The organism is Desulfovibrio desulfuricans DSM 642 (genome assembly GCF_000420465.1).
GTDB lineage: Bacteria > Desulfobacterota > Desulfovibrionia > Desulfovibrionales > Desulfovibrionaceae > Desulfovibrio > Desulfovibrio desulfuricans.
In genome coordinates this window covers 96385-113826 of the sequence record NZ_ATUZ01000019.1, presented here as the reverse complement: position 1 = coordinate 113826, position 17442 = coordinate 96385, and the positions used below count along the sequence as shown (strand labels likewise).

Annotated in this window: 19 protein-coding genes; 7 read left to right on the top strand and 12 right to left on the bottom strand. The window is 53.1% G+C overall.

Annotation, left to right across the window (positions count from 1 at the left end; translation table 11 throughout):
* From G449_RS0114815 to G449_RS17465, 4 genes are all read right to left on the bottom strand, one after another.
* Positions 1-271, bottom strand: a 271-nt coding sequence (locus G449_RS0114815; protein WP_022660100.1) for a transposase, incomplete at its 3' end; no start/stop codon positions are given.
* A gap of 64 nt (positions 272-335) precedes the next feature.
* On the bottom strand, positions 336-758 hold the full coding sequence (locus G449_RS17470) for an arsenate reductase ArsC (protein ID WP_051135474.1): 423 nt from the start codon (positions 756-758) through the stop codon (positions 336-338).
* A gap of 8 nt (positions 759-766) precedes the next feature.
* The gene (gene arsM, locus G449_RS0114805; protein WP_022660098.1) at positions 767-1603 is read right to left on the bottom strand and encodes an arsenite methyltransferase; all 837 of its coding nucleotides are present in this window, start codon (positions 1601-1603) and stop codon (positions 767-769) included.
* A gap of 16 nt (positions 1604-1619) precedes the next feature.
* The gene (locus tag G449_RS17465) at positions 1620-1988 is read right to left on the bottom strand and encodes an ArsR/SmtB family transcription factor (protein WP_022660097.1); all 369 of its coding nucleotides are present in this window, start codon (positions 1986-1988) and stop codon (positions 1620-1622) included.
* 219 nt (positions 1989-2207) lie between these two features.
* Between G449_RS17465 and G449_RS0114795 the strand changes: the two genes are divergently transcribed.
* Both G449_RS0114795 and G449_RS17460 read left to right on the top strand, forming a co-directional pair.
* Positions 2208-2582 carry an ArsR/SmtB family transcription factor gene (locus G449_RS0114795; protein WP_022660096.1) on the top strand — a complete coding sequence of 125 codons (375 nt, stop codon included), beginning with the start codon at positions 2208-2210 and terminating at the stop codon, positions 2580-2582.
* Between the two features lie 118 nt (positions 2583-2700).
* Positions 2701-3300, top strand: a complete 600-nt coding sequence (locus G449_RS17460; protein ID WP_022660095.1) for a cytochrome c3 family protein — start codon at positions 2701-2703, stop codon at positions 3298-3300.
* 65 nt (positions 3301-3365) lie between these two features.
* On the opposite strand, the gene G449_RS17945 is transcribed toward G449_RS17460, so the two are convergent.
* From G449_RS17945 to G449_RS18800, 3 genes are all read right to left on the bottom strand, one after another.
* Positions 3366-3905 (bottom strand): hypothetical protein, encoded by a 540-nt coding sequence (locus G449_RS17945; protein ID WP_022660094.1) that lies wholly within the window; start codon positions 3903-3905, stop codon positions 3366-3368.
* A 64-nt stretch (positions 3906-3969) separates the two neighbouring features.
* Complete coding sequence (locus G449_RS17450; RefSeq protein WP_022660093.1) at positions 3970-4206, bottom strand: SHOCT domain-containing protein; 237 nt, start codon at positions 4204-4206, stop codon at positions 3970-3972.
* 9 nt (positions 4207-4215) lie between these two features.
* Entirely contained in the window at positions 4216-4410 is a 195-nt protein-coding gene (locus tag G449_RS18800; protein ID WP_159060486.1) for a lipoprotein, read from the bottom strand.
* 234 nt (positions 4411-4644) lie between these two features.
* Between G449_RS18800 and G449_RS17445 the strand changes: the two genes are divergently transcribed.
* From G449_RS17445 to G449_RS0114755, 5 genes are all read left to right on the top strand, one after another.
* Positions 4645-6444 (top strand): ATP-binding protein, encoded by a 1800-nt coding sequence (locus tag G449_RS17445; RefSeq protein WP_022660092.1) that lies wholly within the window; start codon positions 4645-4647, stop codon positions 6442-6444.
* Positions 6441-7829, top strand: coding sequence for a sigma 54-interacting transcriptional regulator (locus G449_RS0114770; RefSeq protein ID WP_022660091.1), 1389 nt, complete (start codon positions 6441-6443; stop codon positions 7827-7829). Before G449_RS17445 ends, G449_RS0114770 begins: the two co-directional genes overlap by 4 nt.
* A gap of 162 nt (positions 7830-7991) precedes the next feature.
* Entirely contained in the window at positions 7992-10232 is a 2241-nt protein-coding gene (locus tag G449_RS17440) for a heavy metal translocating P-type ATPase (protein ID WP_022660090.1), read from the top strand.
* A 158-nt stretch (positions 10233-10390) separates the two neighbouring features.
* Positions 10391-10921: a YeeE/YedE thiosulfate transporter family protein gene (locus G449_RS0114760; RefSeq protein WP_022660089.1), complete on the top strand. Its 531-nt coding sequence runs from the start codon at positions 10391-10393 to the stop codon at positions 10919-10921.
* A complete protein-coding gene (locus G449_RS0114755) occupies positions 10918-11448 on the top strand; it encodes a DUF6691 family protein (RefSeq protein ID WP_022660088.1) in 531 nt (176 codons plus the stop codon). The genes G449_RS0114760 and G449_RS0114755 overlap by 4 nt, the downstream gene beginning before the upstream one ends.
* A 72-nt stretch (positions 11449-11520) precedes the next feature.
* Here G449_RS0114755 and topA read toward each other — a convergent pair whose 3' ends face one another.
* From topA to G449_RS0114730, 5 genes are all read right to left on the bottom strand, one after another.
* Positions 11521-13320, bottom strand: a complete 1800-nt coding sequence (gene topA / locus G449_RS17435) for a type I DNA topoisomerase (RefSeq protein WP_034605787.1) — start codon at positions 13318-13320, stop codon at positions 11521-11523.
* A 104-nt stretch (positions 13321-13424) separates the two neighbouring features.
* The gene (locus tag G449_RS17430) at positions 13425-13835 is read right to left on the bottom strand and encodes a VOC family protein (RefSeq protein WP_051135472.1); all 411 of its coding nucleotides are present in this window, start codon (positions 13833-13835) and stop codon (positions 13425-13427) included.
* Positions 13836-13941: 106 nt separating this feature from the next.
* Positions 13942-14910, bottom strand: a complete 969-nt coding sequence (locus G449_RS0114740) for an IS30 family transposase (protein ID WP_027181051.1) — start codon at positions 14908-14910, stop codon at positions 13942-13944.
* A gap of 132 nt (positions 14911-15042) precedes the next feature.
* The gene (locus G449_RS17425) at positions 15043-17244 is read right to left on the bottom strand and encodes a zincin-like metallopeptidase domain-containing protein (protein WP_022660085.1); all 2202 of its coding nucleotides are present in this window, start codon (positions 17242-17244) and stop codon (positions 15043-15045) included.
* Complete coding sequence (locus G449_RS0114730) at positions 17234-17440, bottom strand: YvdQ family spore coat protein (RefSeq protein WP_022660084.1); 207 nt, start codon at positions 17438-17440, stop codon at positions 17234-17236. Before G449_RS0114730 ends, G449_RS17425 begins: the two co-directional genes overlap by 11 nt.
* Positions 17441-17442: the final 2 nt, after the last annotated feature.

Below are 17442 nucleotides of genomic sequence, written 5' to 3'. Positions count from 1 at the left end.
TTCCCTTTGCCGCCTCCGCAAGAATAATTTTTTCAAGGCTTAAATCAGCGACGGCTCGTCGCAGCCTAGCGTTTTCCTTTTCTAGTTCTTTCAATCGCTTGAGCTGCTCAGTCCCCATGCCTCCATATTCCTTGCGCCATCGATAATACGTTTGCTCGGTTACAGCAATTTTGCGGCAAGCCAGGGCAATGCTTTCGCCTTGTCCCACAAGAACTTCAACCTCGCGAAGCTTGAAAATGATTTGCTCTGGAGTAAATGCTTTGCGACCCATTTGATGCCCTCCATGGCTCCACCTTATACTAACTTTTTAGGCGGACCAGTTTTTTGGGGGCAGGTCACGGTTCTGCTTCAAGCTGTTTCACCAGGGCGCTTATCCGCCTGCGGAGCACGGCGAAGGTTTCGGCAAAAGCGGCGTTTACCGCTGCCTCGTCGCCTTCCACCTTGGCCGGGTCGGGCATTCCCCAATGGCTGCGGACAACCTTGCCGAAGTATAGCGGGCAGGCTTCGCCCGCTGCGTCGGCGCACAGGGTTATGACCGCATCCGGCTTTTCCGTCAGATTATCCCATGACTTGCTGGACAAGCCTTCCGTGGAAAGTCCGGCTTCTTTGAGCACAGCCAGGGCGCGGGGGTGCACACGTCCGGCGGGCTTGCTGCCCGCACTTTGCGCAGCCACACCAGCCGGGGCCATTGATTTGAAAAGCGCCTCTGCAATGATAGAGCGGCAGGAATTGCCCGTACACAAGAAAAGAATGTTCATAAGCGCCACTACTTCCGGGCTTCTATGGATAGACTGACAACGTAATCGGCCATTTCTTTACCCTTTGGCAAAGTCTCGGCGATTTGCTTGTACAAGGGGTCGTTCCAGTCCTGCATGTTCCGCACATAATCGGGCTTGGGCGTCAGGACGATAGAGGTGAAGCCGGTCTTTTCGAGCATGGCCCTGGTTTCGTCCACCAGCACGGCTCCGGCCACGCAACCAACCAAAGCCGCCGCCATTTCCCGGATGTTGTCGGGCAGATGTTGCAACAGGGCCAAGTCGGAAACAGACACCTTGCCGCCGGGTTTCAGAACTCGGAAGATTTCACGCCATACCTGGGGCTTGTCCGGCGAAAGGTTAATGACGCAGTTGGAAAGCACCACGTCAACGCTGGCATCGGGCACGGGCAAATATTCAATCTCGCCAAGGCGGAACTCCACGTTGTCCAGGCCGGTACGCTGCCGGTAGTGCTCAATGTTCTTGCGGGCCTTGGCAAGCATTTCCGGCGTCATGTCCACGCCGATGACACGCCCGGAGGCTTTCACCTTTTCGCCTGCCTGGAACACGTCAAAGCCGCCGCCACTACCGAGGTCAAGCACTGTCTGCCCTTCCTGCAAGGCCGCAATGGCTACAGGATTACCGCAGGAAAGCCCCATGTTCGCGCCTTCCGGCAGATTGGCAAGACTTTCCGCGTCATAGCCAATGGCCTGCGCCAACCGGGTTGGGTCGGCCTGACTGCTGCGCGGGCTGGAGCAACAACAAGAACGCTGCCCCGTGGCGATAGCCGCATATCCAGAGCGCACGGTTTCTCTGATTTGCTCGTTTGATTTGTCGGGCGTGTTCATAAAAATATTCTCCACGTTATGATTTTTTGTGTTCGCAGCAGGTCGGCAGAAACTCCGGCGCAATGCCACTTTCTGTCCGGTACGTCCGGCACTGGTCAGGGCTGCCGGAGCAGCACTCGGCAGTCAGGTAGGCGATAGTTTCCAGCATCAAAGGAATGTTGGCTTTGTACCGCGTGTTGCGGCCTTCACGCTCCATGCTGGCAAGCCCGCTGTGGACAATGGTTTTCAGGTGAAAGGAAAGATTCGTCTTGGGTATGTCCAGCATCCTGGCAATATCTCCGGCAACCAGTCCGTCCGGCGCGTATTTGACCAGCAGCCGGAAGATGGAAAGTCGGGCCTCGGAAGTCAGGACTTCAAATATGGTGGTGGCGGTTTTTGTTTCCATTGGATAATTATTCAACGCCAATTGAACTATGTCAAGGGTGAGCAGGAATTTCTCCTTCGCTGTGACCAAAGTATTCGGTCGGAGGCAACTACTCTACAACGCCCATAGAAGGAACCGGCGAGTATAAAGAATGCGGAGCGTCCCATGCAAGTTGACACCAAAATACCCGCCTGCTAGGAACAATTAAACACTTGCTTATGTATTTGTTTAGGAGATGCCATGTCCAAGCAGAAAGAGGATACCGGCCTATGCGGCTGTACCGTCATCCATGAAAATGTCGTTGCGGATGTTAGGGGAAAGGTTCTCGAAGATACGTTTCTTGTAGAAATTGCTGAGCTTTTCAAGTCGTTGAATGATCCGACCCGCCTCAAGATTATTAACGCCTTACTGCATGCGGAAATGTGCGTGTGCGACATCAGTGCCTTGCTGGGCATGAGCCAACCGGCTATTTCCCACCACTTGAAGATCTTGCGCCATATGCATTTGGTCAATTTCAGACGCGAAGGAAAAATCGTCTACTACTCCATCGCGGACGATCACATTGAGCCTCTTTTTATGCAAGGCCTTGCCCATATTATGGAAACCAAGAATTAATGATGCAATATATAAAAATAAGAACCAACATTACCAAAATGAATACTACATCGTATAACGGGTCAAGATTACATCAGAAGCGATTCTGGACACAGCCAGCGAGGAGCAAGGCCGATTGATGTCCAAGCTGTATGCTATTCTTGGGGTAAAAGGGGTTGTGGTACTGGTCTTTCTTTTGATTTCAAGCGCCACGGCAGTGGGCACCTCTACAGATACTTTTTGCCTATCTTGCCATGAAATGCGCATTTATCGGGATGAGTTGCTGCTATCACCACATGCTAAAGACGCCAAGGGCCACCCCATAGGCTGTTCGCAGTGCCATATCCCTAATTCCGGCGTATTTTCCATGCTGGGTGCAAAAACCTACATGGGAGCGAAAGACGCCTGGGCGCACTTCAATGACGAAGATCCGGCGGTTAATCGTAACGAAATGCGGGAAGACGCGAGAGAGTTTATAGCCGACTCAAATTGCCGGACTTGTCACGAAGATCTGATGCTCAATGCCAAAGGCGATGGCCCGGTGCCGGATAAAGGGCGAAAAGATCATGCCACATATCTGAAAAACAATCCCCACGCGGATAGAGGCGGTTGTTCCCGCTGCCATGGCAGAAAACCCCGCTCCTCAGCGCCCAAGAAGCCCAAGGTGGAAATCAAAAGCTGTGTTTCGTGCCATGAAGGCCTTGCGCATAAGCCTTTTCATATTGCTCCTGACAAATAGTTAAAACGAATAAAGCTGCCGAGAGGTATTTCCCCGGCAGCTTTATTCGTTTTAGTCCGAGCCTGCTATTGGCCGTGTCCCATCATGCCGCCCATCATCGGGCAACCACCCATCATGCCGCCATGGCCCATACCACCACCATGGCCCATACCGCCGCCGTGCATCATGCCGCCCCCTTGGCCCATGCCGCCCATCATGCCGCCGTAGCCGCACATCGAGCCGCCCATCATCATGCAGTATTGCATGAAGTTGTTATAGGAGATGCCGTCCTTCGCCATTTGCTGCTTCACCTTGGCCTGTGCTTCGGTGAGCTTGGCGCTCAGAGAATTTACCTCGCCAACAAGACCTTGAATGGTCTTATCGTCGGCTCCTGCGGATATCTGGGCGTCCAGTTCCATTTTTTTCGCGTACAGCAACTGCTCCAGGGGGTTAATGGTCGCGTAAGCTTTTTGCATGCTGGCCTGGACTTCAGGGGTCATGTTGTTGTAGCCGCCGTTCCCCATCATTTGACCGTTATGTGGAGCAGCACTTGCGATGCCGGAAGCCCCCAAAATTGTCATAGCTGCGAAGGCAAGCGCCATCATAGAAGTGCGAATAGTGTTCATAATGTTCTCCTTAAGGTTGGTTCATGTGTAAATTTGTTTATACGCTTTGGTAAACTTTGTTCATCTACAGCAGGGCATTCTTCAGAGCATTGAATTCATCGATGCTTATTTCTCCCTTAGCCAGACGTACTTTGAGAATTTCCAGAGAATCATAACGATCCTTAATGTTGTTTCCTGGTGTCTCTTTTCCCGTGAAGGCCTTCACAATGAAGTACACCACGGCAATAAAGAGAGTCAGGCACAACCACATCCATATTCCTCCGAACATGCCCATGAAGTGAGGGGAAGAGCAGCTCCACATACCGGCCTCCTAATACCCGTAGCTTGAGGCCGGATAATTCATTCCCGACGGATACCCGGAGCCTCTGTACTGTGGGGCATCGCTGGAACCGTTATTCCAGTAGCCGCAATGTCCTCCATGGTAACCGTCTCCATAGTATCCACGGTGGGGTGAACAGGCGGCCACCAAAAGGACCAATCCCAGTATGAGAAGCATTTTTTTCATGGTGAACTCCCTTATCTCTCTTCGGATTCGTACCGAGTATTTCCCTTATAGCCAGAACCGTGCCAACGCGATTAATTAAGTTAATTCTTTGATTTTATTGATAATATAAAAGATATAATCATTTTCTTCTTGCCTTGGCAGTGATTGGTGCATAATAATTATGCACCCTCCTGGACTCAAAGGGGTAAAATTTATGCATGCTATGACAGCTAACTCTCTTCATAAGGAAAAAATATGTCGCTTCTTCGCTCTTTACCTGCGGTCCGAGGCCAGCTGGCGGCCCGCTATTCGCCTTGGCTGATTATCGGCATGACGGCAATATTGGGCCTTGCCATCTTCATTCTGGCATTTCAGAACGCCCAACGCGAAAAAGCGTATATGTCGCAAAATCTCATGGACAGAGCCAATTCGTTGATATGGGCTTTGGAGGCGGGAACGCGCACGGGCATGGGCATGAACAGCAACAGCCGCGCCGTCCAGTCTTTGCTTGAAGAAACCGCCAAACAGCCCGGCATTGTGTACATGGCCGTTACCGATAGAGCGGGAATATTGTTAGCCCACAGTGAACCTCAAAAAGTGGGGCAATCTCTTTATAGTCGAGAGGTTGTTCAGGCCCTTGGCGTCGGCGAAAAAAGCCGGTGGAGAACTACGGAAAGCACGGCAGGCGCTTCTGTGTTCGAGGTATATAGAACTTTTTCCCCTCTGCCGGGTTTCCATCGTCATATGTGGCATGGTTCTTCTGGGGGCGGCGATTGCCGGGACTGTTCATGGGGGGGAGGGAAAAATACCGGGCACGGCATGCCACCATCAGCGGACGATACGGAAGACAATGTGCTGATTTTTGTCGGGCTGGATGTGAAGCCCTTTGAGGACGCCCTGGCGGAAGACTTCCGCAACACGCTCATAACCGCCGTTCTTGTGGGGCTTTTAGGGTTAGGCGGTTTTGCTTCACTGTTTTGGGCGCAAAGCTACCGACGTTCACGCCGCATGCTGCAAGATACCCGCGCTTTCGCCTCAGAAGTTGTCACCAGCCTGCCCATAGGACTCCTGACCACTGACACGGAGTACAAAGTAACTCTTGTCAACGAAGCAGCCGCCACGATTCTGGGAAAAAGCGAAGAGCTGCTTACGGGCAAACATCTGGCCGCTGTGCAAAATTTAGATTGGAATTCCATCCTGAAGCGTCTGGGTGCCGGAAATACTATCTTGGAAGAAGAGCATTCTCTGACGCTGCCGGAAGGAACCGCCACACCTGTCAGCATAAGCGCTTCCGGGATCATCAACGAAGAAGGCGTCAATCTCGGCTGTCTGTTTCTGTTGCGGGATCTGCGGGAAGTAAAGCGCCTGCAAGAGCAATTACGGCGTAGCGAACGCCTTTCCGTTCTCGGCAATATGGCCGCACGGGTGGCGCATGAGATTCGGAATCCCTTAAGCTCCATCAAAGGTCTTGCCACATATTTTTCTGAAAAAAACACCACAGAGCAGGACAAAGAATTTTCCGCCACAATGATCAGCGAAGTGGACAGGCTTAACCGGGTAGTCTCGGAGTTATTGGACTTTGCCCGTCCCACGGTGCTGAAGCTGCAAGACAGTGATATCAACGCTGTTATCGAGCGCTCTTTGCGCTTGGTGGAAGCGGACGCCACAACCAAAGGCATTACCGTGTCTTTCTCGCCAAACCCGGCTTTGCCGCTCCTGCTTGTTGACTCCGAACGGTTGACTCAGGCCTTTCTCAACCTCTTCATCAATGCGGTACAGTCCATGGCAACAGGGGGAACCCTGCGGGTAACAGCAAAAATGGCGGACGACTCGCGCATAGCGGTTGAAATCGCCGACACGGGCAAAGGCATTCCAGCCGACATAGCCGCAAATATTTTTAACCCCTACTACACGACCAAGGCCACCGGAACAGGGCTTGGCCTTGCTGTCGTCCAAAAAATACTCGAAGACCACCACGGCGAAATCAAGATGAGCAGCGCTGTCGGGCAAGGCTCTGTCTTTACCCTGCTGTTGCCGCAAAAGGATGCACAATGAGTACTCTTACCAAGGCGAAAATCCTGGTTGTAGATGATGATTCCGCCCATCGTGTCACGTTGCGGGCCTTGCTTTCGGCGTGGGGCGCTGTGGTTGTGGAAGCTGAAAGCGGAGAGAAAGCCGTCAGCTTGTGCCGGGAGCATCCTTATGACCTCATTCTGATGGACGTTCAGATGGAAGGGATAAACGGCATTGAAGCCCTTGCGGAAATCAAAGCGTATAACCCCGCCATTCCCATTCTCATTATGACGGCTTATTCCAATGTGGAAACCGCCATTGAAGCACTCAAATCCGGGGCCTATGACTACCTGTCCAAGCCCCTGGATTTTGATGTGCTGCGCCTTACGCTGGAACGCGCCCTGGATCACGCGACACTGCGGACGGAAAATCAGACGCTCAAAGATCGCCTGGGCTTGTCTTTTGATACCGGCGGCATCATCGGCACAAGCCCATCTATGCGCAAGCTTATGGAAATGCTGGCCATGATTGCGCCTTCGGGAGCCACTGTTCTTATTAACGGCGAATCCGGCACAGGCAAGGAAATGATCGCCAAGGCTGTTCACGCCAACAGTCAGAGTAAAAAAGGCCCGTTTGTCGCGGTGAATTGCGCGGCTCTTTCAGAAACGCTTCTGGAGTCGGAGCTGTTCGGGCATGAAAAAGGAGCCTTTACCGGGGCTGAAAGAAGACGTGAAGGACTTTTTGCCCAGGCCAATAAAGGAACCATCTTTTTGGACGAAATAGGCGAAATTTCCCCTCTCATGCAGGTAAAGCTGCTCCGGGTTATCCAGGAACGCGAATTTCAGCGGGTCGGGGGTGAACAAGTTGTCAAGGTGGATGTGCGTATTGTGGCGGCCACCAACAAAGACTTGAAAGCGGAAGTTGAAGCGGGCCGTTTCCGGCAGGATCTCTATTTTCGTCTGAATGTCGTGACGCTGGATATCCCGCCCCTGCGCCAGCGGGTGGAAGACGTGCCGCTTCTGGCCATGCACTTTCTTGAACACTTTGCGGGCAAGAACAATAAAACAGTCAAAGGGTTCACTCCCACGGCCATGGACAAGCTCCTGAAATATCCGTGGCCCGGTAACGTGCGGGAACTTGAAAACGCTGTGGAACGTTCCGTTGTGTTGCTGGTCGGCGAATACATCGGCGAAAGGGAATTGCCCCCTTCCATCGTAGGTGATCCGTCTGTGAACGACGGAAAAGAATCCTACGGCGCATTGGTCGGTTTGAGCCTTGAAGAGGCGGAAAAAATCGTCATAATGAAAACAGTGGAAGCCTGCGAAGGCAATAAAAGTGAGGCAGCCAGACGACTCGGCATTACCCGAAAGACTTTGCAGACTAAGTTGATTCACTACGAGTTGGCTGAGAACGGAGAGACGGAATAGCGCCGGGCACTACTGTCGTAGGCTTCATATCCTATCTGAATGATTTTCTCTCCCTCTTCAGGTTGTTTTTTGTGGCATTAACGATTAAACGTATAAGTAGATGTTTAATTGTTAATGTGCTCTTGAACAACGGCAGGCTTCTGCCAGCCAAGGAGAAAATATATGGATACCCCCACAACAAAACACCGGGAAACCGAGGCAATATCGAACCTGCCTGAGGCCAATAAGGCGGAATCCGGGCAGTCTGAGTGTGGAGATGCCTGCGAGCTAGCTTCTCGGCCTATCAATATGAAGGCTCAGACGCCGCAGGCAACGGTTTCAACATTTTCCATCACCGGCATGGACTGCCCCACAGAAGAAAGCCTGATCCGGAGCAAGCTTGCCTCGCTGAAAGGTATTACCAGCCTGGATTTCAATCTTGTGCAACGGACGCTTAAAGTGGGCCATATCGCTGAAGCCCTGCCCGCCATCAGTGCCGCGCTTGATTCGTTGGATTTGAATGCAAAACTGCTGGATACGGAGAACCCCGCTCCAGAAACACCACCTGCAACGGGCAACCTGACACGATTGGCCCTGGCGGGTGTTTTTGCTGTGGCCTCTGAAGTTGTTGAACTCGCATACGGCCACTCTTGGATAGTTCTGGCCTTAGCTCTCGCAGCCATTGTTGCAGGAGGGTTGTCTACCTATAAAAAAGGCTGGATTGCGGTAAAAAACCGCAATCTGAACATGAACGCCCTTATGACGATAGCCGTCACCGGAGCCGTGTTCATCGGGCAGTGGGCGGAAGCGGCCATGGTTATGGTGCTGTTCACATTGGCGGAAGTCATTGAGGCCAGATCGTTGGATCGCGCCAGGAACGCCATCCGGGGGTTGATGGAACTCACCCCGGAACGAGCGACAGTGCAACAACCTGACGGTAGTTGGGTTGATGTCGATGCCAAAATGATTGTTGTCGGCAACCGTATACGAGTTAAGCCGGGAGAACGGATTGCCCTGGACGGTGAAATACTTGAAGGACGCTCGGCAATCAATCAGGCCCCGATAACCGGAGAAAGCCTGCCGGTGGAAAAAGCCGAGGGCGACCATATCTTTGCCGGAACCATCAATGAGTCCGGCTCATTCATATACCGGGTAACAGCCGGAGCAAACGATTCCACCCTAGCCCGAATCATCCACGCGGTGGAACAGGCCCAAGGCAGCCGTGCGCCCACGCAACGCTTTGTAGACCAATTTGCCCGCTACTATACGCCCGCTGTTTTTGCGCTGGCGCTGGGGGTGGCTGTTGTACCCCCGCTGTTTACAGGAGCACTCTGGCTGGATTGGATTTACAAGGCACTGGTACTGCTGGTTATTGCCTGCCCTTGTGCCCTGGTCATATCCACACCGGTAAGCATCGTCAGCGGGCTGGCCGCAGCGGCCCGGAAAGGCATTTTGATCAAAGGCGGCGTTTATTTGGAAAAAGGCCGCGAGCTATCATGGCTGGCTTTGGATAAAACAGGCACCCTGACTCACGGCAAGCCCGTACAAACCGATTTTGAAACGAGGCAGGGAGCAGACCCGCTGACTGCCCGCAGCTTGGCCGCAAGCCTTGCCGCCCGTTCCGATCATCCGGTCTCCAAAGCGTTGACTGTAGCAGCTCAAAAAGATGGAATTGCTCTGCCGGAAGTAAGTGAGTTCATCGCTCTGCCCGGACGTGGTGTTAAGGGCCGCATTGGTGCTGAAACCTATTATCTCGTCAACCACAGGATGGTGGAGGAACTCGGAATATGCTCTTCTGACCTGGAGGAACGGCTTGCTGCACTGGAAAAACAGGGCAAAAGCGTCACGCTGCTGACCGACGAGAAGCATGTGCTGGCCTTCTTTGCGGTGGCGGACACGGTTAAAGAAAGCAGCCGTGAGGCGGTCTCTGAACTCCACGCTTTGGGCGTAAAAACAGTGATGCTCACGGGAGACAACCCACACACAGCCGACGCCATCGCTGCTCAGGTAGGAACCGACCGCGCCCTTGGGGGACTACTGCCGGAAGACAAGCTTCATGAGATTGAAGGCCTGCTGTCGTCCGGTGGAATCGTAGGTATGGTGGGTGACGGCATCAATGATGCCCCGGCACTTGCACGGGCGGACATCGGCTTTGCCATGGGTGCGGCAGGTTCTGACACGGCCATTGAGACAGCAGACGTGGCCTTGATGGACGACGACCTGCGCAAAATACCGACATTTATTCGTCTTTCAAGGGCCACGGCAACCATCCTGAAACAAAACATCATACTTGCCCTTGGCATAAAAGCGGTGTTTCTCGTCCTGACCTTTATGGGCGAGGCCAGCATGTGGATGGCTGTATTTGCGGACATGGGCACCAGTCTGTTTGTGGTATTCAACGGGTTAAGACTCTTACGCAAGTAGGTAACGAGCAGACAGGGCTTCGAGTCAACTCCGCACAATGATTTTTGCAGATGCCGTGTGGATGAACAAAATAACTGTCCCGATCTACCAATATTTACCCCGAGGTGTTATGCTAAAGATAGGTGAATTGTTTTTTGCGCATTCCAAGGAGGTGAGTTGTGAAAAAAAACAACAAAAACACCTATATAATTGGCATCATGCTAGGATTACTGGCTATTGCGTCCGCAGTGGCAACCACTGTTTTGCTCGGCAAAAGCAACTACCTGGGCACATCAACTTCTTTTGTTCGGGCAGCGGGTTTTATTGAAGAATTTTTCTCTCCCACGAGCACTTCCTCTGTCAGCTATTACGTGACTCAAAAAATCAAAGTAGACTGGCAATTCATGCTGGTAGTTGGCATCGCCGTTGGCGCATTTTTATCTTCTTTAGCCAATGGAACATTCAAAATTGAGTGGGTTCCCCCCATTTGGCGTGAGCGGTTCGGAAATTCCGTTGTTAAAAGGGCTTTTGGCGCTTTTATCGGCGGAATTTTTGCCATGTACGGAGCGAGGCTGGCGGACGGCTGCCCCAGCGGACACGGCCTAAGCGGCGTGATGCAGCTCTCGGTCAGCTCTCTTGTCGCCTTATTCCTGTTCGTTGCCGTCGGCGCTTTGATTGCGCATGCCGTGTACAGAGGAGGTGCCAAATGAGTACCGAACAAATCTTGGGATTGGTCACAGGCATAGCCTTCGGCTTTTTGCTGCAACGCGGCGGAGTTATCCGCTTTGAAAAACAGGTGGGCATGCTTCTTTTCAGAGATATGACCGTGCTGCGCTTCATGCTTACGGCCATCATCGTCGGTATGGTGGGTATTATCATCCTTGCCCAGGCCGGTGTGCTTACGTTGAGCCATAAGCCCATGAATGTAGGGGCAATCATCATCGGCGCTTCCCTTTTTGGCGTTGGGTGGGCACTGACAGGACTGTGCCCAGGCACAGCCATGGGCGCACTCGGCGAGGGTAGATTTCATGCAATTTTCACCATTGCCGGTATGCTGGCAGGGGCGATGATCTATGCCCATACCTACGATTTTTTGAAGGAAACAGTACTGGCCTGGAAAGATTACGGCAAAATAGACCTGCCGGAACTCACCGGCATTCCTGTCTTCATCCTGGTGGCGCTGTTCGCTGTCGGTGGGATACTCCTGATGAGGGCATTTGATAAAAAGGGGCTGTGAAAAGTAGAGCCAGAATCTGTAGCCCCACGCAAGTAAAGAATAAGGGCAGGCCTCATAGCCTGCCCTTATTCTTTACTTGCAAGTCTCTTTACATTCCGGCCAGCCGGTACAACCCCAGAAGTCATACCCGCCTTTGCCGTCCTTCCCCGCTTTCTTCACCCGATGCGCCATGAGTTTGCCGCATTTGGGGCAGGCCTTGCCCGTGGCTTTGCCGAAGGACTCCAGTTCCTTGGTAAGCTGCGCATGGGCTGTGCCGACCACCGCCCTGTATTGCGCTTTGCCTTCGGCAATATCGTCCAGGGCCTGTTCCATGTTTTTGGTGAATTCGTATTCGATGAAGGTGAAGTGGCCGCGCAGCCCGTCCACCACCATGACGCCCAGCGGCGTGGGTACCAGAAAGCGCTTTTCGGTCTTGACGTATGCGCGGGTTGTGATGGTGTCGATAATGGCTGCATACGTGGACGGACGGCCTATGCCGCGCTTTTCCAACTCGCGCACCAGACTGGCTTCTGTAAAGCGTGGCGAGGGCTTAGTTTTCTTGGTCAGGAGGTTGCCGGATAGGGCTGTGGCCTTTGTGCCGGGTTTCATAGTGGGAACAGGGTTTTCCGGCTCCTGCTGGGCATCCTCTGTGTCTTCTGTCTGGTCGTTGGATACCAACACTTTCCAGCCTTGCGAAACCAGTGTCCGACCTTTCGCCTCAAAGAGTGCCTGTTTGCTGTCCAGATCCGCGCCAAGCTGGAGAGTCCGCACGGCATACACAGCATCTTCTAACTGGCAGGCCAGGACGCGCAGGCGGATCAGACTGTACAGGGCCTTTTCGTCTGCCGATGTTCCGGCTTTCTCATCTTCGATATGCGTGGGGCGAATCGCTTCATGGGCTTCTTGAGCGCCTTGCTTGGATTTCCAGGTGCGGGGCTTATCCACAACCGGCCAGCCTTGGCCTTCGCAGTAAACGCGGAAGGCTTCCACTGCTTCTTGCGACAGGTTTGGGGAATCTGTCCGCATGTAGGTGATTGCGCCTTGTTCGTACAGACGCTGTGCCAGTTGCATTGTCTGCTTAGGCGTGAATTTCAGGGCGTTGCTGGCAGCTTGCTGCAAACTGGACGTGGTGAAGGGAGCTGGAGGCGCGGAACGGCTTTCGGATTCCTGACAGTCCAGTACATCCAATATACGCAGCTTGGAGGCCTTCTCGGCCAGAGCCTTATCCAACAAATACTCCTGACCGTCTTCAAGCCAGCCTTTAGTGACCCAGGAGGCCTTCCAGCCGTCCTTAATATTGTCCAGGCTCTCAAAGGTCAGCTCCACGCCATAGTGGGTTGTGGAGCGAAAATCTTTGATCTCCCGTTCCCGATCCACTACCAGACGCACGGCGGGGCTTTGCACTCTGCCGGCAGACAGTTTCGTGCCGGCCACGTTGGAAAGCGGCCCGCTGACCATATAACCACAGAAACGATCCAGCACCCGCCGTCCTTCTTGCGCGGCCACCAGGGCCATATCGATGGAACGCGGCGCTTCCAGGGCCGCTTTGACGGCCTTCTCGGTAATCTCCGAATAGGTGACGCGCTTTGCGTTTTTGAGTTTCAGCGCATCGGCGAGATGCCACGCAATAGCCTCTCCCTCACGGTCTGGGTCTGTGGCCAGATAGACGGCTTCCGCTCCTTTGGCCATGCTTGCCAGCCGAGCCAACACCTCTTTGCCCCGGTCTGTGGGCACATATATGGGCTTAAAATCCGGCGCAGCTACGCCCATTTCCTTTTGCGGAAGATCGCGCACATGACCGACAGATGCGGCCACCTTCCAGCCGGAGCCAAGGATTTCCTGTATCTTTTTCACCTTGCCGGGAGATTCGAGAATCAGCAGTTTCGCGCACATGACTTTTCCTTTTGGAGGCCGTCGTGCGGCGCGATGCCGGGGCGCGTGGCCCGCAAGGGTATGAACGATAAACTAAGATTTTGTTGGGCTGATGCTGCAAAGACTTATGAACCATACCGCTGTTTATACACCTCTTTTGGTATTGGAATAATACAAAAAGGATGTCCTGACACATCTATCATTACCTTCCAATCGCTCGAGAATTGGCTCTCTGCCATTTTCGCGCCACACGCTATTGCGTACTGTACCTTTTCATCAAATTCATCAGCTTTTACATAAAAGTCCAAATGAACCATTTGCTGTTGCTCTATTGGGGTAGATGGCCATATCGGGTTTTTATAGTTGAGATTTTCCTGAAAAACCAAAGGCGTTTCCGTATAATCATCTTTTATTACCGTAATCCACTTTTCCCCATTGTGAACTTGGCTACTTTTAGTCCATCCCAACATCTTTGCATAAAAGTCAGATAATTCTTCAATGTTGTCACTGTCTAATACGATTGCACCCAATTTCACTGTAATTCCTCCATGTTAGTGACATTTACGCTAGTCAGCCTATTATCAAGAAAGTTGATTTTCAAATTCCAATTTGTCGAGTGAGTTTTTATTCGCGGTTTCAAGTTCAAAGTGCAACACCCAGTCCTTGGGTATTGGCGTCTTCTAAAAAAACTTCATAGGGTGTCTTAAACCCAAGGCATTTTCTAGGCCGCCAGTTCAAGCGGCACATTGCCGCTATGATCTCATCTTGCGTGACCGATGCCAAGCTTACCCCCTTGGGGAAGTATTGGCGTAGAAGGCCATTGGAGTTCTCGTTCAAGCCACGCTCCCACGAATGGTAGGGGTGCGCAAAAAATCCCTGAGCCTCGAGTGTAGCTGACACATCGGCATGGTAGCTGAACTCCTTGCCGTTATCATAGGTAATAGTCTGAACAAAGTCCTTAATGGGTGTCAAGAGTCCTTCAATGACCCGCCTTACTTCGCTGGCGCTTTTGTTGGGAGCCTTGCCAAACAGGAAAAGACGACTTTTACGCTCTGCAAGTGTCACCAAAACGGGGCCTCCTTTACTGCCTTCAACGGTATCAGCCTCCCAATCACCAAGGCGTGAGCGCTCGGCAACAATGGACGGGCGTATGTCTATGCTGATACGCCCCTTGATTTGACCTCGTCTGTCGGGTTTGCCATATCGTCGTTTGCGTTTGCGCTGCCAGCGCAAATGGCTGTGCAGCGTTCCTCCTCGTTTTTTGTCCGCCAGAATGTACTGGTAAATCCATTCATGACTGAGGGCAAAACCTTTGCGTTTGAGAACTCCAGAGATTTGCTCCGGACTGAAGTCCTGGTGCAGACACTGTTCAACATACGTCCATACCTCAAGGCCAATGCGCTTCTTCCCTTTACTGGTCTGCCTTTTCTGACTGCGCTTGTGTGCCTGCCTGTAGCGGTAGCCACGCGCCCCGGTATTTCGCGCAAGTTCGCGGCTTACAGTTGAGACGCTACGGCCTATCGCTTTGGCTATGGCCCTCAGTGACGTTCCACTTTTCACTGCCTGGCAGATGTAGTACCGTTCTTCCCTGGCAAGGTGTGCATAGCCCATACGCCCCTCAATCTTTGGTTGGATGGAGAGGCTAAAGGGCTATACCACCTTGCCTTTTCATTCAACTTTGAGGGTGTTGCACTTGCAAGTTGAATCCGCCATTATCATACTCGTTGGCACAGTAAAATCCTGTCAAATGCTCATTCCTATTTCCCAACCCTGGGAACGAGATTTTTCCTTTTCCATACCCTTTTGTAGAGCAAAGCCCACCTGCCGTTTCACTTCATCAATGCCCCTCGACTGGTGCAGATCGTTAAAATCCGTCAGCCCCCTTGACCGTTCCTCATCTGTAAAGATCGGCGCGACCGCCTTGCCGCCCACGGCCTGAGCAGCCTGTTGCGCCAAGTCCACACCCTTGTTCCAGAGTTCTTCACCGCCAGGCGTCCGGCGTGTGTGCTGATGGTCATTGTCCGCGCAGATAGTAATGGCGGCGTTGGGGAACTTTCCCCGCAGTTTCACGGCCACAGGCTCAAGATTACCCGCATCAAAGGCCACGGCCACGGGTTTGCCGGTGGCCAGGTGTAGGCTTGCGCCGGTGGCGTAGCCCTCTGAAAGGAGGATTTCCCCTTGTGAGAGGTCTTTGTCGGGGGCCGCGATCAGATGGAAATTTCCGGATTTTTCCATGCCCGGCACAAAGCGCTTTTCGCCCTCAGCGTTGATGGTTTGCAAGCCGCGCAGTTCGCCTTCCACGTTGAAGGCCGGAATATGCAGCACTCCGGTGCGATTTTCATGCAGACCGATAGCAGGAACGCCTTTGACCTTCAGATACGGGTGATCGTCATGGGCCTCGATTCCGGCTTTCCAGGCGATCAGGCTCAGTTCAGCGGCTTTTTCGTGGCCTTGGCGGATTTGTTCCGCCCGTTCGATTTTCTTCTGTTCCGCTTCCAGGCGAATGGCGTCCATTTCCTCTTTGCTCAGGCTGTGACCCGTGGCAATCCACTTGGTTTTTTCGCCGGAACTGAAGTTCTGCATCCATCCGGCAGGCCTGTCGTCCAGATAGCCGCAATATGCCCCGTCCAGTTCGTTATGCTTGCCGGTAAACAGCGGCACACGATGAATAGCACCGTCCATAATGGGATCTTTGCCCTGCAAATCCAGCCCGGCGTCAATGAGGGCGGCGGAGAACTCTTCCTGTGGTGACAAAGTGCGCAGAGACGCAGGCGCTTTGACGGTGTTTTCCGGCAGCCATTTTGTCAGCTTGGCCAGGTCAGTGCCTTCCAGCGCGTACCAGCTCTTTTGATCTTTGTCCCACTTGGCCCCCAGGCGCTTGGCCCGTTCTTTTTCCTTGTAGGGAACGGAAAGGTAGGTTTTTTCTTTGGCCAGATTTTCCGGAACCCCCATGGCCGCAACGTTTTCTTCCGCTTCACGCTGTACGGTCTTGCCCGGCTGTTCCACCTGGAGTTCCTTTTTCATTTCCAGGCCCAGGACATATTCCTTGATCTGCTCTGCATCCCGGCAGGCCCGTACAATCTCAAAGGGATCCTCTTCCAGAGCCTTGATCCAGGATTGCACATAGGCGGTGTGCTGGCCGGGGTCGTGGGCAACGCCAATGTCCTGGCCGAGCATCCAGGAGGCGATTTCCGCTCGCAGTTCTTCACGAGCGTAGCCTGCGGAGCCAAAAGGTCCGCCGCTGTCCCGGTTCAGGCGGGAGGTATCGCCCGTCCAATGGCCAAGCTCATGAAGAGCCGTGGAGTAATACTTTTCCGGCGCGTCAAAATTCTCCTTGGGCGGCAAGTGAATTTCATCGCGCAGCGGGCTGTAGAACGCCCGGTTGCTCTGATCATGCTTGATGATAGCGCCGGATGCGGAAAGGATACTTTCGGCTTTGTCCACAGGTTCCCAATCGAAACTTTTGTCCGTGAGTTCCAGCGGCGGCATACCGTCAATCTGTTCGGCGTTAAAGACATGCGCGAAACGGATCACAGGCTTGTCCAATTCCACGGTCTTTTTCAGGGCCTTGCCATCATCACCGAGCACCGGCTTGCCGTTTTCATCCAGCCGGTCTTCCTCTTTGCTGAACTGGAAAAAGACCACAGGCGTGGCTTTGCTGCCGGGCAGAATGTGCATTCCCTGTTCGTTGGCCTGCTTGAGCGTCATCCAGCGCGGGTCTTCAAAATCGGACAGACCGAGACTGACCCGGTTCATGCCCCGGTACACCGTGCCCGAAACCGGGTTGTGCGGAGCCATGACCTGCTCTTTGCCCGGATGCCAAGGCCGCTGCCATGGCGCAGTGCCCTCTTTCAGGTGCTCAATGATCTTTTCCGCGAACTCGATGTGAAACGGCGGACGCTTGGGCTTGTCCTGCTTCTTGGCGGGTTTCTTTTCAGCCTTCATAAATCACCTCGCCTTGTCCGTTGACGGTCAGCAGCGCGTCTTCGATCATGTCCGCCAGAGCAATCGAGTCTTCAGTAAACGCGCCCATATAGTCGGCCACGTCCGGGTCAGCCTCGATGCTGAGAATGGTGGGGTTGTCCGCAAGCTGTTGCGCTATCATTCGAGCGGCGGCAGCCAGATATTCTTTGTCGTGCATGG